Annotated in this window: 17 protein-coding genes; 7 read left to right on the forward strand and 10 right to left on the reverse strand. The window is 73.2% G+C overall.

Going from position 1 to position 16,311, the window contains the following annotated elements:
* Positions 1-123 precede the first annotated feature (123 nt).
* Positions 124-987, forward strand: a complete 864-nt coding sequence (locus tag WBQ80_RS01345) for a DUF3097 domain-containing protein (RefSeq protein ID WP_336570258.1) — start codon at positions 124-126, stop codon at positions 985-987.
* Between the two features lie 55 nt (positions 988-1,042).
* On the opposite strand, the gene WBQ80_RS01350 is transcribed toward WBQ80_RS01345, so the two are convergent.
* The 3 genes from WBQ80_RS01350 to WBQ80_RS01360 form a co-directional block, all read right to left on the reverse strand.
* Positions 1,043-1,795, reverse strand: a complete 753-nt coding sequence (locus WBQ80_RS01350; protein WP_336570257.1) for an SDR family oxidoreductase — start codon at positions 1,793-1,795, stop codon at positions 1,043-1,045.
* 8 nt (positions 1,796-1,803) lie between these two features.
* Positions 1,804-2,898, reverse strand: a complete 1,095-nt coding sequence (locus WBQ80_RS01355) for a VIT1/CCC1 transporter family protein (protein WP_336570256.1) — start codon at positions 2,896-2,898, stop codon at positions 1,804-1,806.
* Between the two features lie 196 nt (positions 2,899-3,094).
* Positions 3,095-3,571, reverse strand: a complete 477-nt coding sequence (locus WBQ80_RS01360; protein WP_336570255.1) for an Lrp/AsnC family transcriptional regulator — start codon at positions 3,569-3,571, stop codon at positions 3,095-3,097.
* Between the two features lie 109 nt (positions 3,572-3,680).
* On the opposite strand from WBQ80_RS01360, the gene WBQ80_RS01365 reads away from it, so the two are divergent.
* Complete coding sequence (locus WBQ80_RS01365) at positions 3,681-4,901, forward strand: trans-sulfuration enzyme family protein (RefSeq protein WP_336570254.1); 1,221 nt, start codon at positions 3,681-3,683, stop codon at positions 4,899-4,901.
* A gap of 290 nt (positions 4,902-5,191) precedes the next feature.
* Here WBQ80_RS01365 and WBQ80_RS01370 read toward each other — a convergent pair whose 3' ends face one another.
* Positions 5,192-7,012, reverse strand: a complete 1,821-nt coding sequence (locus WBQ80_RS01370; RefSeq protein ID WP_336570253.1) for a DEAD/DEAH box helicase — start codon at positions 7,010-7,012, stop codon at positions 5,192-5,194.
* 103 nt (positions 7,013-7,115) lie between these two features.
* Here WBQ80_RS01370 and WBQ80_RS01375 point away from each other — a divergent pair, with 103 nt between their 5' ends.
* Positions 7,116-7,940, forward strand: coding sequence for an SGNH/GDSL hydrolase family protein (locus tag WBQ80_RS01375; RefSeq protein ID WP_336570252.1), 825 nt, complete (start codon positions 7,116-7,118; stop codon positions 7,938-7,940).
* A 108-nt stretch (positions 7,941-8,048) separates the two neighbouring features.
* On the opposite strand, the gene WBQ80_RS01380 is transcribed toward WBQ80_RS01375, so the two are convergent.
* Both WBQ80_RS01380 and WBQ80_RS01385 read right to left on the reverse strand, forming a co-directional pair.
* The gene (locus tag WBQ80_RS01380; RefSeq protein ID WP_336570251.1) at positions 8,049-9,329 is read right to left on the reverse strand and encodes a D-alanyl-D-alanine carboxypeptidase family protein; all 1,281 of its coding nucleotides are present in this window, start codon (positions 9,327-9,329) and stop codon (positions 8,049-8,051) included.
* Between the two features lie 23 nt (positions 9,330-9,352).
* A complete protein-coding gene (locus WBQ80_RS01385; RefSeq protein ID WP_336570250.1) occupies positions 9,353-10,150 on the reverse strand; it encodes a TrmH family RNA methyltransferase in 798 nt (265 codons plus the stop codon).
* Positions 10,151-10,309: 159 nt separating this feature from the next.
* On the opposite strand from WBQ80_RS01385, the gene WBQ80_RS01390 reads away from it, so the two are divergent.
* Positions 10,310-11,092, forward strand: coding sequence for a Sir2 family NAD-dependent protein deacetylase (locus tag WBQ80_RS01390; RefSeq protein WP_336570371.1), 783 nt, complete (start codon positions 10,310-10,312; stop codon positions 11,090-11,092).
* Entirely contained in the window at positions 11,089-11,799 is a 711-nt protein-coding gene (locus WBQ80_RS01395; protein WP_336570249.1) for a histidine phosphatase family protein, read from the forward strand. Before WBQ80_RS01390 ends, WBQ80_RS01395 begins: the two co-directional genes overlap by 4 nt.
* Here the strand turns inward: WBQ80_RS01395 and WBQ80_RS01400 are convergent.
* Together WBQ80_RS01400 and WBQ80_RS01405 are read right to left on the reverse strand one after the other, a co-directional pair.
* Positions 11,729-12,805, reverse strand: coding sequence for a glycosyltransferase family 4 protein (locus WBQ80_RS01400; protein ID WP_336570248.1), 1,077 nt, complete (start codon positions 12,803-12,805; stop codon positions 11,729-11,731). The two genes, WBQ80_RS01395 and WBQ80_RS01400, sit on opposite strands and share 71 nt — an antisense overlap.
* Entirely contained in the window at positions 12,802-13,710 is a 909-nt protein-coding gene (locus tag WBQ80_RS01405; RefSeq protein ID WP_336570247.1) for an alpha/beta fold hydrolase, read from the reverse strand. The genes WBQ80_RS01400 and WBQ80_RS01405 overlap by 4 nt, the downstream gene beginning before the upstream one ends.
* Positions 13,711-13,771: 61 nt before the next feature.
* Here WBQ80_RS01405 and WBQ80_RS01410 point away from each other — a divergent pair, with 61 nt between their 5' ends.
* Both WBQ80_RS01410 and WBQ80_RS01415 read left to right on the forward strand, forming a co-directional pair.
* The gene (locus WBQ80_RS01410) at positions 13,772-14,473 is read left to right on the forward strand and encodes an exonuclease domain-containing protein (protein WP_336570246.1); all 702 of its coding nucleotides are present in this window, start codon (positions 13,772-13,774) and stop codon (positions 14,471-14,473) included.
* 96 nt (positions 14,474-14,569) lie between these two features.
* Positions 14,570-15,064: a hypothetical protein gene (locus WBQ80_RS01415; protein ID WP_336570245.1), complete on the forward strand. Its 495-nt coding sequence runs from the start codon at positions 14,570-14,572 to the stop codon at positions 15,062-15,064.
* 83 nt (positions 15,065-15,147) lie between these two features.
* On the opposite strand, the gene WBQ80_RS01420 is transcribed toward WBQ80_RS01415, so the two are convergent.
* Positions 15,148-15,396 (reverse strand): type B 50S ribosomal protein L31, encoded by a 249-nt coding sequence (locus WBQ80_RS01420; RefSeq protein WP_336570244.1) that lies wholly within the window; start codon positions 15,394-15,396, stop codon positions 15,148-15,150.
* 110 nt (positions 15,397-15,506) lie between these two features.
* The gene (locus WBQ80_RS01425; protein ID WP_336570243.1) at positions 15,507-16,295 is read right to left on the reverse strand and encodes an ABC transporter ATP-binding protein; all 789 of its coding nucleotides are present in this window, start codon (positions 16,293-16,295) and stop codon (positions 15,507-15,509) included.
* Positions 16,296-16,311: the final 16 nt, after the last annotated feature.

A 16,311-nucleotide genomic window follows, 5' to 3' on the forward strand; every position in this document is an offset into this window, starting at 1 on the left:
CGCGGCGCAGCTCGGCGCGACGCCGTGCGGCGACCGGGCCTCGAGGGCGACGCCGGAGGAGCCGTGCGTGCGACGACGTCGTGTCGTCCAGGCTGGCGCCGGCGGCTCCGTTAACCTCGTGCGGTGACTGCCTCCGACCACCCATCCGGACCCGACCGCTACGGAGCCGACGTGCTCGCCGGAGACTGGCGCGCCGCGGGACGCCGCACGATTCCGGAGGTCTCGGCCACACGGGACCTCGTCGTCGAGCTCGCCGTCGACGGATACTGCGGTGCGGTGGTGGGAGTCGAGAAGCAGACGGTGACCCTCGAGGACCGCCACGGCCGGACGCGGATGTTCCCCCTGGGCCACGGGTTCCTCGTCGACGGCGAGCCCGTGCGGCTCGTCGCCCCGAAGGCCGACGCGCCCCGGGGCCGGCTGCGCACGGCGTCCGGTTCGTTCGCGACCAACGCGGGGCCGGCGAAGGTCGCGTTGCCGAGCCGGATCTTCGTCGAGGGGCGGCACGACGCCGAGCTCGTCGAGAAGATCTGGGGCGCCGACCTGCGCGTCGAGGGCGTCGTCGTCGAGTACCTCGAGGGCGTCGACGTGCTGGCGGACGTGCTCGATGCGTTCCGGCCCGGTCCGGGGCGCAGGGTGGGCGTGCTCGTCGATCACCTCGTCCCGGGCTCGAAGGAGCAGCGGATCGCCGACGGCGTGATGCGCGGCCGACACCGCGGGAACGTCCTCGTCGTCGGCCACCCGTACGTCGACATCTGGCAGGCGGTGAAGCCCGAGCGCCTCGGACGCGACGCGTGGCCGACCGTTCCGCGCGGCACCTCGTGGAAGCACGGCGTCTGCGCCGCCTTCGGCTGGCCGAACGAGGAGCAGGCCGACATCGCGCGGGCCTGGCAGCGCATCCTCGGCCGGGTGCGCGGCTACGGCGACCTCGAGCCGGCCCTCCTCGGACGCGTCGAGGAGCTCATCGACTTCGTGACGGCCTCGGAATGACCGGCCGGCTCGCGACCTCCGTCCGGCGGAGGCGGCGCGTCGCTCGGCCCGGCGCTCAGATCGAGAATCCGCCGTCGGTCGTGAGCAGCTGACCCGTCACCCATCCCGCCTCGGACGACACGAGGAACCGGACGAGCCGCGCGACGTCCTCCGGCGTTCCGAGGCGACCGGTCGGCTGCCGGGCGACGAGCGCCGCGCGCGTCGCGTCGTCCATCCAGCCGGTGTCCACGGGGCCGGGATTGACGAGGTTGGCGGTGATGCCGCGGGATGCGAGCTCGCCGGCCGCGGCGAGCACGATCCGATCGAGGGCGCCCTTGCTCGCGCCGTACGGCATGTTCCCGACGACGTGGTCGCTCGTGAGGGCGACGATCCGCCCGCCGTCGTCGGGCGCCTGTCCGGCGACCGCGCGGATCAGGAGCCAGGCCGCTCGTGCGTTGACCGTGAAGTGGCGGTCGAAGCTCTCGACCGACGTGTCGAGGATCCCGCTGTCGACGCTCTCCGAGTGCGAGAGGACGAGCGCCCGCACGGGCCCCAGCGCACCGCCCGCCTCGGCGACCACGCGCTCCGGAACCGCGGGGTCGGCGAGGTCGGCCTCGATCGCGAGCGTTCGCGATCCGGCGGCCTCGAGTTCGTCGACGAGGGTGGCCGGGTCCGCGTCGGGGTCGCCGCCGAGCGGCACGCGACGTTCGTAGGCTCGCCAGTACGTGAACGCGACATCCCACCCGTCGGCGGAGAGGGCGAGCGCGATGGCGGAGGCGATCCCGTTGCGCCGCCCGGCGCCGGTGATGAGGGCGACCGGTCGCGACATGCCTGCTCCTATCCGATCGTGGTGCCGAAGGCGAGCCCCAGCAGGTAGGTCACGGCAGCGGCGCCGAGCCCGATCCCGAGCTGCCGAAGGGCGCGCTGGAGCGGCGACGCACCCGAGAGCAGGCCCACCGTGGCTCCAGTGAGCAGGAGCGCGATGCCGACGAGCACCGTCGCGGTGACGATCGCCGCGGTCCCGGACATCCCGAAGATCCACGGCAGCACCGGGATGAGTGCGCCCGAGGCGAAGAACAGGAAGCTCGAGATCGCCGCGCTCATGCCGGTGCCGACGGCCTCGTCGTCGTGCTCGACGACCCCGATCGCGTCGGTCGGTGCCGGCGTGCGTCCGGCCGCCTGCACGCGCGCGATGACGAGGGCCGCCTGCTCGACGGCGTCCTGCTCGGCCATGCCGCGCGCGCGGTACACCAGCGCGAGCTCGTTCGCGTCGATGTCGAGGTCGACGAGCGCCTCGCGGGCACCGGGGTCGGGGGCCGATGCCTCGAGCAGTTCGCGCTGCGATCGCACGGACACGTACTCCCCGGCGCCCATCGACAGGGCGCCGGCGAGGAGGCCCGCGATGCCCGTGAACAGCACGACCGGTGCCGGCACGCCCGTCGCGCCGATGCCCAGCACGAGCGCGAGGTTCGACACGAGCCCGTCGTTGGCCCCGAAGACCGCGGCACGGAAGGTCCCAGCCAGGCGACGGCGACCGCGGGCGGCGAGCCCGCGCACCACCTCGCCGTGGATGCGCTCGTCGGCGGCCATCGCCGCCGTCGCGTGCGGGTCGGTGGCGTACGGGGACCGGGACTCCGCGCGCTGAGCCAGGGCCAGCACGAAGATCGAGCCGAAGCGGCGCGCGAGCGCCCCGAGCAGGCGGGTCCGGATGTCGGCGCGGGGCATCCCGTCGTCATCGCCGCCGAGCAGGGCCAGCCAGTGCGCCTCGTGGCGTCCCTCGGCGGCGGCGAGGGCGAGCAGGATCTCGCGCTCCTCGCCCTCGCGGCGCGCGGCGAGTTCGCGGTAGACCGCGGCCTCGGCGCGTTCGTCTGCGAGGTAGCGCTTCCAGCGCGCCCGGTCGGCAGGGGTGCTCTGCGGTTGGTGGGTGGTCATCGAGCTCCATCCGTTCGCGGGCGACGGTCGCGACCTCCCGGTCCGGCGCCCGCCTCGTCGCATGTCGGCCCCGCGGGGCCTCCGAAAGGCTAGCGGCGCGGGCGGCGCGACGACGCGTCCGGGGTCGGGATTGGCAGCATTTCGGACCGCCGAAGCGGCCACGGAGTCACCCCGGCGAAGCGGGCACGCCGCCCGCTCAGCCGACGAGCGACTGCCAGCCGTCCCCGTCGGCGTACTCGAAGATGAGGTTCGTCTCGGTGTGGGCGACCGCGGGGTGCCCGGTGAGGTGCGCGAGCACGAACTGGCGGAGCTCCTCGGCGTCGCGCGCCGCGACGTGGAGCAGGTAGTCCTCGGCACCGGCGACGTGGAAGACGCCGAGCACGCCCGGCAGGTGCGGCACGGCATTGCGGAACGCGTCGATCTCGCTGCGATCGTGCTTCACGAGGCGGATCGCGATGAGCGCCTGCAGCGAGACGCCGAGGGAGGCGAGGTCGACGTCGACGCGGTACCCCTTCACGGTGCCGAGGCTCTGCAGGCGCCGGAGGCGGAGGGACACCGTCGACTCCGCCACGCCCACCTCGGCGGCCAGCGCCGCGCCGGAGGCACGTGCGTTCTTCGACAGCGCCGCCAGCAGTGCGCGGTCCACGCGATCGAGTTCGGCTTTCTGCGCCATGGGCAGGATCCTCTCGCTTCTATTGTGAAGATTCTGCGTGTAGTACAGTAATTCCGCAAGCATCTTCACGACGAACGCCTGCGAGCGATAGAATCTGTAGCCTGCTGGCATGACATCGTCGTCGAACTTCGAGACCCGCGCCGTCCATGCCGGCATGGAGGGCGTCCGCGAGCAGGGCTCGCACGTGCCCTCCATCGATCTTTCCACGACCAACCCGCTCGGTGACGTCGAGACCGGCGGACTGTCGTACGAGCAGCTCGCCACGGGCGGCTGCCTCACCGAGGGTCGCTCGGCGGTGTACCAGCGGCTGTGGCAGCCCGGCGTCGCGCGCTTCGAGACGGCCCTCGCCGACCTCGAGGGCGCCCAGGGTGCGGTCGCGTTCGGCACGGGGATGGCCGCGCTCGCGGCGACCCTCATCGCGACCGTCGCCGACGGCCGACCCCACGTCGTGGCCGTGCGCCCCCTGTACGGCGGCTCGGATCACGTGCTCGAGAGCGGCCTCCTCGGCACCCGGGTCACCTGGACCGACGTCGGCGGGATCGCCGCCGCCGTCCGCCCGGACACCGGACTCGTCATCGTCGAGACCCCGGCCAACCCGACGCTCGAGCTCATCGAGCTCGGGCGAGCAGCGGAGGCCGCGGGTGACGTGCCCCTCCTGGTCGACAACACCTTCGCGACCCCGGTGCTGCAGCGCCCGATCGAACATGGTGCCGCGCTCGTGCTGCACAGTGCGACGAAGTACCTCGGCGGGCACGGGGATGCGATGGGCGGCGTGGTCGCCGGACCCACCGAGTGGGTCGAGAAGCTGCGCCGGGTGCGCGCGCTGACCGGCGGGCTGCTGCACCCGATGGGGGCCTACCTGCTCCACCGCGGCATCCGGACCCTGCCCGTGCGCGTGCGCGCCCAGCAGGAGACGGCGGGCGAGCTCGCCCGGCGCCTCGAGGCGCACCCCGCAGTGGCCCGCGTGCGGTACCCGGGGCTCCCCGGCCAGGACCCGCAGGGCCTCGTCGGCCGTCAGATGGCGGGACCGGGTTCGATCATCGCCCTCGAGCTCGCCGGCGGGTACGACGCCGCGTGCCGGTTCACCGAGGCGTGCGAGCTCGTGACGCACGCGGTGTCGCTGGGCGGGGTGGACTCGCTCGTGCAGCATCCCGCGTCGCTCACCCACCGTCCCGTCGCGGCGCACGCGAAGCCCGACGCCGGCGTCGTGCGGCTCTCCGTGGGGCTCGAGCACGTCGACGACCTCACGGCCGACCTCATGACGGCGCTCGACGCCGCGGCGCAGCCTCAGGACCTCGGACGTTCCTCCGAAGTCGGCGTCGCCGGCTGAGCCCTCTCGCCCACCGGCGGGCCGGGATCGCCCATCCCGGTCCACGAGCGCCCCGCGTTCGGGAGCACGTCGATCGCGACCAGACGAGGTCGACGAGCAGGCCGGAAGAGCGGTCCGACGAGGAACGCGCTCGGGGTCCACGCGGTCCAACGCCCGATCGCCCGAGACGGCTCGCTGCGCGGGGACGCCGCGATGATGAGCGCCAGCGAGCTCGACACGAGGAGGGCGCGGGCCGCTCCCTGCAGGGCGCGCGCGAGGGCCATCGCGGCGGCCGGTCGCCGGATCGGCGGTCACCGCCCGGAGAGCCGCTTGCGCAGCAGCTCGATCCGAGCCTGCAGCTGCGTCACCGTCGCCTGCGCGACCTCGGGACCGCCGCACGCGCGGCGCAGGTCGGCGTGCACGAGCGAGTGCGCCCGGCCGGTCTGCCTCGCGTAGAGCCCGACGAGGCTGTTGAGCAGCGACCGCTGCTCCTTGAGCGTGCGGTACAGCGCCACGGGCTCCGCGTGCCCCTCGTCCTCCGGTTCGGCGGACGCCGCGTGCTTGCGCCGTTCCGAGGCGCGACGCGCCTGGCGCGCCTGCCGGTGGCGCAGCAGTTCCGCCACCTGGTCGGGCTCCAGGATGCCGGGGAGGCCGATGAAGTCCAGTTCCTCGTCGCTGCCCGGCTCGGCGAACGTGCCGAAGTCCGTGCCGTCGTAGACGACGCGGTCGAACGTGGCATCCGAGGCCAGCGCCTGCCAGGTGAACTCGTCCTGCAGCTCGTCGGAGGCCCGATCCTCGCGGTTGGCCGACTCGAGCAGGCCGTCGTCGAGGCCCGGATCGTCGTCGCCGTCGCCGGATCGCCGGTCGAGGGCGTGGTCGCGCTGCCGTTCGAGTTCGCCCGCGAGCGCCATGAGCACCGGCACGTTCGGCAGGAACACCGAGGCGGTCTCGCCGCGGCGGCGCGACCGCACGAACCGGCCGATCGCCTGCGCGAAGAACAAGGGGGTCGACGAGCTCGTGGCGTACACCCCGACGGCGAGCCGCGGGACGTCGACGCCCTCCGACACCATCCGGACGGCCACCATCCACCGGCTCGTGCCATTCGAGAACTCCTCGATCCGGCCGGACGCCTCCTTCTCGTCGGAGAGCACGACGGTGACCGGCTCACCGCAGACCTGCTCGAGGATCCCGGCGTACGCGCGCGCCATGGACTGGTCGGTCGCGATGACGAGCCCGCCGGCATCCGGGATCGCGTGTCGCACCTCGGTGAGGCGCCGGTCGGCGGCCTGCAGCACCGCGGGGATCCACTCCCCCGTGGGCTCGAGCGCCGTGCGCCAGGCGGCGGAATGGACGTCCCTCGTGGCGTCCTCGCCGAGACGCGCCTCCATCTCGTCGCCGGCCTTCGTGCGCCAGCGCATGCTGCCCGCGTAGACCATGAACAGCACTGGGCGGACGACGCCGTCCTGCAGCGCCCGCGCGTAGCCGTAGTCGTAGTCGGTCTTCGACACGCGGATGCCCTGCGCGTCGGGCTCGTAGTGCACGAACGGGATCGGCGCGGTGTCGCTGCGGAACGGCGTGCCCGTGAGCGACAGCCGACGCGTCGCCGGCTCGAACGCCTCGCGGATGGCGTCGCCCCACGACAGCGTGTCGCCGCCGTGGTGCACCTCGTCGAGGATCACGAGGGTCCGACCCGAGAGCGTCAGCTCGCGGTGCAGGGCCGGCCGCACGGCGACCTGCGCGTAGGTGACGGCCACGCCGTGGTAGTGCCGGGCCGACCTCCCGTGGGCGTTGCGGAACCCCGGGTCGAGGCGGATCCCGACGCGCGCCGCGGCGTCCGCCCACTGGCGCTTGAGGTGGTCTGTCGGCGCCACGACCGTGATGCGGTCGATCGTGCGGCGGGCGCGGAGCTCGGCCGCCAGGCGCAGCGCGAACGTGGTCTTGCCCGCGCCGGGCGTCGCCGCGGCGAGGAAATCGCGCGGTTCGGTCTCGAAGTAGCGGTCGAGCGCCTCGGCCTGCCAGGCGCGGAGCTTCGAGGCCGTGCCCCACGGCGCGCGGGCCGGGAACGAGGGTGAGAGATGCTCGGCGGCCGAGGTGCCCGGCAGGTGATGGCCGGTGGGGGTCGCGTTGCTCACTCTGCAGCACTGTAGTCGAGACGCCGGACACGGATGCCGTGCCCCGCACGGACGTGCACCGCCGGCGGCAGCGCCGAGGCCCGGCGCTGTGCAGAATGGAGGGATGGTCACCCAGCAGCATCCGTGGTCGAGATATGTCGCGATCGGCGACTCGTTCACCGAGGGCATCGGCGACCCCGAGCCCGGCGTGCCCGGCGGCCACCGGGGCTGGGCCGACCGCGTCGCCGAGGTGCTCTCGCAGGGCACCGAGGACTTCGCGTACGCGAACCTCGCGATCCGCGGCCGACTGATCCAGCAGATCATCGACGAGCAGATCGAACCGGCGCTCGAGCTGCGGCCCGACCTCATCACGATCTCCGCCGGGGGCAACGACGTGATCCGCCCGCGCACCGACCCCGACGAGATCTCGGCGCGCTTCGAGTACGCCGTCGAGCGCCTGTCGCGCGACCGGGCGACGATCGTCGTCTTCACGGGTGTCGACGTGGGGTTCTCCCCCGTCTTCCGCGGCATCCGGGGCAAGGTGGCGATCTACAACGAGAACCTCCGCGCGATCGCGCAGAAGCACGACTGCATCGTGGCCGACCAGTGGGCGCTCGCCGAGATCCAGGACCAGCGCATGTGGGACCGCGACCGGCTGCACCTGAATTCGCTCGGCCACCACGAGGTCGCGCGGATGGTGCTGCGCGCCCTCAACGTCGAGAACGACCTCGAGCCGATGAAGCCCGAGCCCCTGCCCGTCCATTCGTGGCGGCAGGCCCGCACGCAGGACCTGTCGTGGGCGCGCGAGTACCTCGTGCCCTGGGTCGTCCGCCGGATCCGCCACCAGTCCTCGGGCGACTTCGTCACGGCCAAGCGGCCGGATGCCGGGCCGTACGCCGCGCGCATCGAGGCAGCTGCCGACCATTCCCGCGCCGCCGACGCCGACTGACCCGCCTGCTCCGGCGAGATCGCAGGAGGCCACGGCTCACGGTTGCGGCAACGGCCCCGTGACGCCTGTCATCCTGCGAACCGCTCGAGGTGCGGATCGCGTTCGGTATCAGTCGAGCGCGCCCGGGTTGGTGAGCCGCCACCAGGCGCCCGGGTCGTCGATCGTGCCGTCGAATTCGAGCGGCACCTCGATGCGCTGCGTGCCCGCGGTGACGACGGCGGCGCCGGCGGGCGCGCCATCCGTCGCGAGCGTCACGATCTCGGCGTCGACCGCGACGTCGACGGGCGTGTCCGACCAGACCACGACGGTCGCCCCCTCGGACGCCCGCGCGGCGGCCGTGTCGCCCCACGGCGTCTCGTAGGTCGCGAGCTCGGTTCCGGCCTCGAGCGCCACCACCTCGCGGAAGCCGGGCGCGATCGTGTCGATCATGGCCGCGATGCCCTCGCGGACCTGCGCGTGGTTCGCACCGCCGAGCAGCACGCCCACGAGCGTGACCGACGACGAGCCGACGGCCACGTCGGCCGAGAAGAGCAGGTTCGCCGCGTCATCCGTCGTGCCGGTCTTGATGCCGTCCACGCCGTGCGTGCCGAGCAGCCTGTTGGAGTTCTCGAGGGTGCCGAGCCCGGGGATGTCCACCTGCTTGGTCGCGACGATCTCGGCGAGCGTCGGATCCTGCAGGGCGAGCTCGCCGAGCTCGACGAGATCTGCGGCGGTGCTCGTGTTCTCGAGCGACAGGCCGCTGGTGTCGGCGATCACGGTGTCGGCCAGGCCATGCTCGGCGACCCAGGCCCGGGCGCGCTCGAGGTACTCCTCGACCGACCCGAACGCCCACTGCGCGAGCGAGATGCTGTAGTTGTTCCCCGACGGCAGCATCATGGCCTCGAGGCTCTGCCGCAGGCTCAGGGTGGTGCCGGCCGCGACGGGCGCGACCGAGCCGTTCTGGGCGACCATGTCCCAGTAGAGGTCGATGTCGGCCTCGGTGTAGGCGATGCCGGGGCCGCCCTCGCCGGCGGGGATGGGGTGCTCCTCGAGGATCACGAGCGCCGTGACGACCTTCGCGATGCTCGCCATCGGCACGGGCGTCGACTCCCCGCCGGCCGCCAGGGCTCCGTCGAAGCCCACGGCCCCCACGGCCCAGGTGCCGAAGCCGGGCTCGGCCACCGCCTGCGCCGCCGCGGCCGTCGGCACCGGGTCGACCACGACGGGCGCGAGCTCCGGGACGGGCGCGGTGAGGGTCGTGGCGGCGTAGGCGCCGCCGCCGACCAGCGACGCGACCACGGCGCCGAGGGTGCCGAACACGGCGATGCGGCGTCGGCGGTACACCCGCGGCGAGGGGCGGTTCGGGGTCGCGGGTGCCGCGGGCGGGGCCGGGTCGAGCGTGCGAGACATCCCTTGCAGGATACCGACGCGCGCTATGCGAGCGTGTACAGCGCCACGGCCGCCGCCGCCGCGACGTTGAGCGAATCCACGCCGTGGGCCATGGGGATCGTGACGATCGAGTCGGCGGCGTCGAGCGCCTGCCGCGACAGTCCGTCGCCCTCGGCGCCGAACACGAGGGCGAGGCGCTCGGGCGGGCGGGCGGCGAGCTGCCGCAGGGTCACGGCGTCGTCCGCGAGCGCGAGCGCCGCGACCGCGAAGCCGTGCTCGGTCAGGATGGCGCGCGCCTGCGTCCATTCGGGCAGGCGCGTCCACGGCACCTGGAAGACGGTCCCCATGCTGACGCGCACGCTCCGGCGGTAGAGCGGATCGGCGCAGCGCGGCGTCACGAGCACGGCGTCCGCGCCGAGCGCGGCGACCGACCGGATGATCGCGCCGACGTTGGTGTGGTCGACGATGTCCTCGAGGATCACGACGCGGCGCGAGGCGGCGAGCAGCTCGCCCGGCTCCGGAAGCTGCGGCCGCTCGAACGCCGCCAGCGCGCCGCGGTGCACGCGGTACCCGGTGATGGCCTCGAGCTCGGCCGGGTCGGCGAGGTGCACGGGGATGTCGAAGGGCTCGAGCGCGTCGCGCAGCCCCGGCAGCCACTTCTCCTCCATCAGCACCGAGCGCGGCGTGTGCCCCGCCTCGATCGCCCGGCGGATCACCTTGGCCGACTCGGCGATGAAGATGCCGCGCTCGGGCTCGGCGATCGACCGCAGTGCGACATCCGTCAAGCGGGCGTAGTCGGCGACGGCGTCGGATGCCGCGTCGCGGACTCGTTCGATTCGCATGGGTCCTCCGAGGACAGCCTGCCAGCCGGCGGAAACATTCCGATAACGCGCGGTGTTTAGACTCTGGGAACCGCAAGCGCCGTCGAAGGGAGCCGTGTGGTCACTGGCATCGAGGCGCCGACGTCGCCGAACGCGTTGTTCGACGAGGCGATCGGCATCATGCGCGGGTCGCGCGTGGCCGTGCTGACCGGCGCGGGCGTGAGCACGGACTCGGGGATCCCCGACTACCGGGGCGAGGGCGCGCCGGTCCGCAATCCGATGACCGTGCAGACGTTCCTGTCGTCGGAGACGGCGCGCAAGCGCTACTGGGCGGGCAGCCACCTCGGGTGGCGGGCCTTCGCCTCGGCGAAGCCGAACGACGGCCACCGGGCGCTCGCCGGTCTCGAGGCGGCGGGCGTGGTCTCCGGCGTCGTCACGCAGAACGTCGACGGATTGCACCGCAAGGCCGGGAGCTCGCACGTGGTCGAGCTCCACGGCGCGTCCGACCGTGTGGGGTGCCTCGTGTGCGGGCAGATGTTCGCCCGCCAGTCCGTGGCCGACCGCCTCGAGCTGCTGAACCCGCACATCGACCTCTCGACGCCGGCGCGGATCAACCCCGACGGCGATGCCGAGGTCGACGACGTCGAGTCGATGGTGCTGCCCGAATGCACGGTGTGCGGCGGCGTGCTGAAGCCCGATGTCGTGTTCTTCGGCGAGTTCGTGCCCACCCCGGTCTACCGGCAGGCCGCGGCCCTCGTGCAGCGCGCCGACGTGCTGCTCGTCGCCGGGTCGTCGCTCGTCGTCAACTCGGGCGTGCGGCTGCTCGAGATCGCGCGTCGCCGGCGGATCCCGATCGTGGTCGTGAACCGAGGTGCCACGAAGGGCGACGCGCGCGCCACGGTGAAGCTCGACGCGGGCGCCACCGAGACCCTGACGGCGATGGCGGAGGCGCTCGGCGCATGATCGTGCGCCTCTGGCGGCCCGCGGAGGAGGCGGCGCCGGTCCACGGGACGGTGTCGGCGACCACGATCGCGCTCGTGCGCCACGGCGAGACCGACTGGAACCGCGACGGCCGGATCCAGGGATCGACCGACATCGCCATGAACGACCGCGGTCGCCGCCAGGCGCGCGCGACGGCGGCGCGGCTCGCGGCCGCACGGTGGGACGCGGTGGTGACCAGCCCGCTGTCACGGTCGGCGGAGACTGCCGGGATCATCGCGCGCCGGCTCGGACTGCCCGAGCCCGGGCACGACCCCGCGCTCGCCGAGCGACGGCACGGCATCCTCGAGGGGCTGACGCGCGAGGACCGGCGTCGGCTCGAGGCCGACGCGGTGCCGATCGAGGGGCTCGAGTCGCGCGTCTCGGTCGTGTCGCGCGCGGTGCCGGCGTTGCTCGCGCTCGCCGGGCGGCATCCGGGTGGTGCCGTCGTCGCGGTGACGCACGGCGGCGTCATCCAGTCGGTGCTGCTGCACCTGTGGGAGCGCGCGGCGCTGCCGAGCGGATCGGTCGCCAACGGTCGGTCCACGAGCTGCGCGCCACGTCGGCGCGGCTCGAACTCGTGTCGTCGGACGCCGTCGTCGCGGCCGAGGCGACCGGGACCTACTGAGCGTTCCCGGCCGCGACCTCGCGCAGCAGCTCGAGCAGCCGCTCGGCGGACGCGGCCCACGTGAAGCGGGCGGCGACGTCGACGGATGCCGCGGAGCGCCGCTCCCACTCCCCCGGGCGCGCGAGCGCCCCGACCGCCTGCGCGAGCGCGGCCGGGTCGTCGGCGGGGAAGTACAGCGCCGCATCGCCGCCGATCTCGCGGAAGATCGGGATGTCGGTCACGACCACCGGCGTGCCGAGCCGCATGGCCTCGACGAGCGGGATCCCGAATCCCTCGGCCTTCGATGCGCTGACGAGCGCCGTGGCGCCCGCGAGCACCTCGGCGTACTCGCCGTCGCTCGCGCCGTCGTGGAACACGAGTCGCGCCTGCGGCGCGAGCTGCTCGAGCCGGCGCCGCTCCTCGGGGCGCACGCGGCTCATGAGGTGCAGCTCGAACCCGGGCAGCTGCGCGGCGGCGCGCACGAGCGTGTCGACGCCCTTGTAGGGCATGAACGAGCCCATGTAGACGAGCCGGTCGCGCTCCGGGCGCGTCCGCGGAAGCCTCGGCGTGCCGAGGTCGTCGGCCGCGTTCGGCACGACGGTGACCGGCCGGCGCGTGAGCCGGTGCTTCCGGATCAGCCCGGCGGTCGTCTCGGACACGGTCACGACCGCGTCGGCCCGGTTCAGCAGCATCCGCTGCGGCCACCAGGCCAGGTGGTAGAGACGCCAGAGCCCGCGTACGAACGCGGGCAGGTCGCGCGGCGGCGTGCGGTTCTCGTAGTAGATCAGGTCGTGCAGGGTGAGGACGAGGCGGTAGTCGCGGCCCCACGATCCCATCGTCTGCATGGGCGAGAACACGACGTCCGGCCCGAGCTTTCGCACCTGGCGAGCGAGCCACGGTTCCCGCACGCTGGTGGGGCCGCTGACGAGCTCCCATGGCAGCGCCGGAAGCTTGTCGAGCTGTCGGTGGTCGCTGATGAGCATGGTGAGCGGATGCCGCTCGCCCAGCTCGCGCACGAGACCGGCCGTGAAGCGGCTGATGCCGTCATGGTGGTCGACGCGCACGTAGCGGCAGTCGACGACGAGCCTCACGCGCGCTCCCCCTCGACGAACGCGCGGATGTGCCCGGCCGCCTCGGCGGGGGTCTCGTAGTGGATGAGGTGCCCGACGCCCGGGATCACCGCGATGGCGCCGTGGGCGAAGAGCGGCGCGAGGCGGTGCTGGGCGGCGAGCGGCGTGATGTCGTCCTTCTCGGCCACGACGAGGAGCACCGGCACCTCGATCGCCGGCGCGTACTCGCGCACGTCGTGGCTCACCGACGCGCGGAATGCGGCGAGCACCGCGTCGCGGTCGACGAACGCGGAGAAGTACCGGTCGTGCTGGTCGTGGATGAACCGCCGCAGCGCGGGTTCCTCGGTCTTCGCCATGGTCACGCTCATCACGCGCACGATGGCGCGGTTGCGGAGCAGCGCGAAGCCGAGTCGCTTCGGGAGCGCGGCCGCAGCGCGGTAGTAGCCGATGGCGAGGCGCGTCATGATCGCGCGCGGACCGTCGAGCGCCGGTGCCCCGATGGGATTGACGAGCACGAGCCGTCCCGGCTCGAGGCCCGCGGCGACCGCCGCCGACACGATGATCGACCCGAACGAGTGGCCGAGCAGCGTGTAGCGCCCGGCGGACTGCGTGGCATCCGTCGCCCCGGCCGCCTCGACGAACGCCCTGAGCCACGCCGCGTACCCGTCGATGTCGTGCTCGGCGCCCGTGAACGTCGACGACTCGCCGAAGCCGGGCAGGTCGGGCACGATCACGCGGTAGCCGGGCAGCTTGGCGACGATGGGCTCGAGCCCGTGGTGGTCGCCGCGGAAGCCGTGGACCATGACGACCGCGGGGGCGTCGCGGTCGCCGTACTCCCACCAGGCGGTGTGGCTGCCCCCGACGAGGGCACGGTGCTCGCGGACCGGGATGCGCGCGAGTTCGTCGGCGTACGGTGAGGCGATCATCCCGGCCATCCTACGGCGCGGCTCCTGAGCGCTGTCGGAGGGCGTGGATACCGTGACGGGCATGGAGCACTCCCCCGCCGCGTCCTGGGCCGACACGCTCGCGGTCTTCGACCTCGAGACCACCGGCATCGACATCGACACGTGCCGCATCGTCACCGCCCACGTGGGCGTGATCGGGCCGGCGGGCGAGGTGCTCGAGCAGCGCCAGTGGATCGTCGACCCCGGCGTCGAGATCCCCACGGCGGCGACGCTCATCCACGGCGTGACGACCGAGCGGGCCCGGCTCGAAGGGCTCCCGGCCGTGCAGGCCGTCGTCGAGATCATCGGGGCGCTGACGGATGCCGCGGCGCGGGGCCTGCCGATCGTGGCCTACAACGCCGCCTACGACCTGTCGGTGCTGCACCGCGAGGCCGAGCGCTACGGCCACGAGGCGTTCCGCGGGCCGGCGCACGTCGTCGACCCGCTCGTGATCGACAAGGCCGTCGACCGGTACCGGCGGGGCAAGCGCACGCTGACCGCCGCGTGCGAGCACTACGGCGTCGAGCTCATCGCCGCGCATGACGCGGGCGCCGACGCGATCGCCGCCGGGCGGGTGGCCCAGGCGATCGCCCGCACCTTCCCCGAGCTCGCGGCGATCGCGGTCGCCGAGTTGCACGCGCGCCAGGTCGACTGGTGCCGCGAGCAGGCCGAGAGCTACCAGCAGTGGCGCCGCGCGAACGGCGAGCCCGAGTTCACGACCTCGGGGGCGTGGCCGCTGCGCTGAGTCGCTCCGTCACGCGCATCGCCCGACGCGGCGCGACCGGCGGAAGCGGGACGAACGACCATCGCGCGCATCGCGTTCGTCTGCGACGCTGGACCCATGACGAGCCCGCTCGAGGACCGACCGGCAGTTGACGCGTTCACGGAGGCGAGCGCCCTGTGGCTCGTGGGCGACAGCCCGCCGTCGTTCCTCATCGACGCCGCCGTCGAGGCGGTCGTCAGCGGGCTGGATGCCCCGGCGCTGCACGAGCTCGCCGGGCTCTCCGACTCCGACGAGGCGTGGGAGCTGCGCGCCGCGCTCGAGCGCGCCCTCGGCGAGCTCGGCATCGCGGTGCCCGATCCCGACCCGGCCACGCGCCCACTGGCGATGCGCGCGCTGGCCGCGCTGCTGCTCCGCGACCGCATCTCGGTGCGCGAGCTCGTCGACTGGGCGCGCGGGGTCGTGGGCGACGCCGAGCCCGGCGAGGCCCGTCGCTTCCTCGAGATCGGCGACGACCTCGACGCCGGGCGGGTGACGCCGCACGAGGCGCAGCTCGCCGCGATCGACGAGTCGGCCCGCTACCTGCACGTCACCGCCGCGGGCTCGGGCGCCTGATCCCGCTCCCCCGTCCTCGCGCCGAGTCGGATGCACGACGAAGGCGCCGCCCCCGCGGGACGGCGCCTTCGGTGCGGCAGCGACTACTTGCCGAAGTTCTTGAAGCGCTGGTTGAACTTCTCGACGCGACCGGCCGAGTCCATGATGCGCTGCTTGCCCGTGTAGAACGGGTGCGACTCCGACGAGATCTCGACGTCGATGACCGGGTAGGTCTCGCCGTCGAGCTCGATCGTCTTGTCGCTCGTCACGGTCGAACGCGTGAGGAACGTGGCGCCCGAGGCGAGGTCGCGGAAGACGACGGCGTTGTAGGCGGGGTGGATGTCGGTCTTCATGGAGACTTCCTTGTTGATTCGGATTCGGATTCGCCCCGCCTTCGGGCAGGGAAAGCATGTCGGCCGTCGGGCCAGCACACAAGTCTAGCAGAGGGTCGCAGGATGGCGCGTCAGCGGGCTGCGCGCGCCGAGTAGCGCCCGTCGCGCTCGGTGAGCTCGATGGGCAGGCCGAAGGTCTCGGTGAGGGTCTCGGACGTGAGCGCCTCGCCGATCGGTCCGGCGGCGCGGATGGTGCCGTCCGCCAGCAGCATGGCGTGCGTGAACCCCTGCGGGATCTCCTCGACGTGGTGGGTCACCATCACGATGGCCGGCGACGAGGACGACGACGCGTACCCGCCGAGCAGCTCGACGAGCTCCTCGCGCGCGCCGAGGTCGAGCGAGGCAGCCGGCTCGTCGAGCAGGAGCAGCTCGGGATCGGTCATGACCGACCGCGCGATCTGCACGCGCTTCTGCTCGCCGTCCGACAGGCTGCCGAAGCGGCGGTCGGCGAAGCCCTCGAGCTGCCACTCCTTCAGCACGCGCTGGGCGCGCCGGTCGTCGATCGTCTCGTACTCCTCGTTCCACCGGCCGGTGACCGAGTAGGCCGCGGTGAGGACCGAGTCGATCACGGTCTCGTTCTTCGGGATGCGGCGGGCCATCGCCGTCGACGCGAACCCGATCATCGGGCGCAGCTCGAACACGTCGGTCTTGCCGAGCGCCTCGCCGAGCACCTCGACCGAGCCCTTCGTCGGGTGCATCGCCGCGGCGGCGATCTGCAGCAGCGTGGTCTTGCCGGCGCCGTTCGGGCCCAGGATGACCCAGCGCTCGTCGGATGCCACGTTCCAGTCGATGCCGTCGAGGATCGCGTTCCCGTCGCGGACCACCGACACGTGCTGGAACTGCAGAACCGTAGACGCCATGCTGACCATGCTAGTG

The organism is Agromyces sp. CCNWLW213, from assembly GCF_037199545.1.
Classification (GTDB): domain Bacteria; phylum Actinomycetota; class Actinomycetes; order Actinomycetales; family Microbacteriaceae; genus Agromyces.

Bases quoted from the DNA above. Each gene is read 5' to 3' on its own strand.
- WBQ80_RS01350 (WP_336570257.1), bottom strand. From the start codon at position 1,795: ATGTCGCGACCGGTCGCCCTCATCACCGGCGCCGGGCGGCGCAACGGG.
- WBQ80_RS01355 (WP_336570256.1), bottom strand. From the start codon at position 2,898: ATGACCACCCACCAACCGCAGAGCACCCCTGCCGACCGGGCGCGCTGG.
- WBQ80_RS01360 (WP_336570255.1), bottom strand. From the start codon at position 3,571: ATGGCGCAGAAAGCCGAACTCGATCGCGTGGACCGCGCACTGCTGGCG.
- WBQ80_RS01365 (WP_336570254.1), top strand. From the start codon at position 3,681: ATGACATCGTCGTCGAACTTCGAGACCCGCGCCGTCCATGCCGGCATG.
- WBQ80_RS01375 (WP_336570252.1), top strand. From the start codon at position 7,116: ATGGTCACCCAGCAGCATCCGTGGTCGAGATATGTCGCGATCGGCGAC.
- WBQ80_RS01380 (WP_336570251.1), bottom strand. From the start codon at position 9,329: ATGTCTCGCACGCTCGACCCGGCCCCGCCCGCGGCACCCGCGACCCCG.
- WBQ80_RS01385 (WP_336570250.1), bottom strand. From the start codon at position 10,150: ATGCGAATCGAACGAGTCCGCGACGCGGCATCCGACGCCGTCGCCGAC.
- WBQ80_RS01390 (WP_336570371.1), top strand. From the start codon at position 10,310: ATGCGCGGGTCGCGCGTGGCCGTGCTGACCGGCGCGGGCGTGAGCACG.
- WBQ80_RS01395 (WP_336570249.1), top strand. From the start codon at position 11,089: ATGATCGTGCGCCTCTGGCGGCCCGCGGAGGAGGCGGCGCCGGTCCAC.
- WBQ80_RS01405 (WP_336570247.1), bottom strand. From the start codon at position 13,710: ATGATCGCCTCACCGTACGCCGACGAACTCGCGCGCATCCCGGTCCGC.
- WBQ80_RS01410 (WP_336570246.1), top strand. From the start codon at position 13,772: ATGGAGCACTCCCCCGCCGCGTCCTGGGCCGACACGCTCGCGGTCTTC.
- WBQ80_RS01415 (WP_336570245.1), top strand. From the start codon at position 14,570: ATGACGAGCCCGCTCGAGGACCGACCGGCAGTTGACGCGTTCACGGAG.
- WBQ80_RS01420 (WP_336570244.1), bottom strand. From the start codon at position 15,396: ATGAAGACCGACATCCACCCCGCCTACAACGCCGTCGTCTTCCGCGAC.
- WBQ80_RS01425 (WP_336570243.1), bottom strand. From the start codon at position 16,295: ATGGCGTCTACGGTTCTGCAGTTCCAGCACGTGTCGGTGGTCCGCGAC.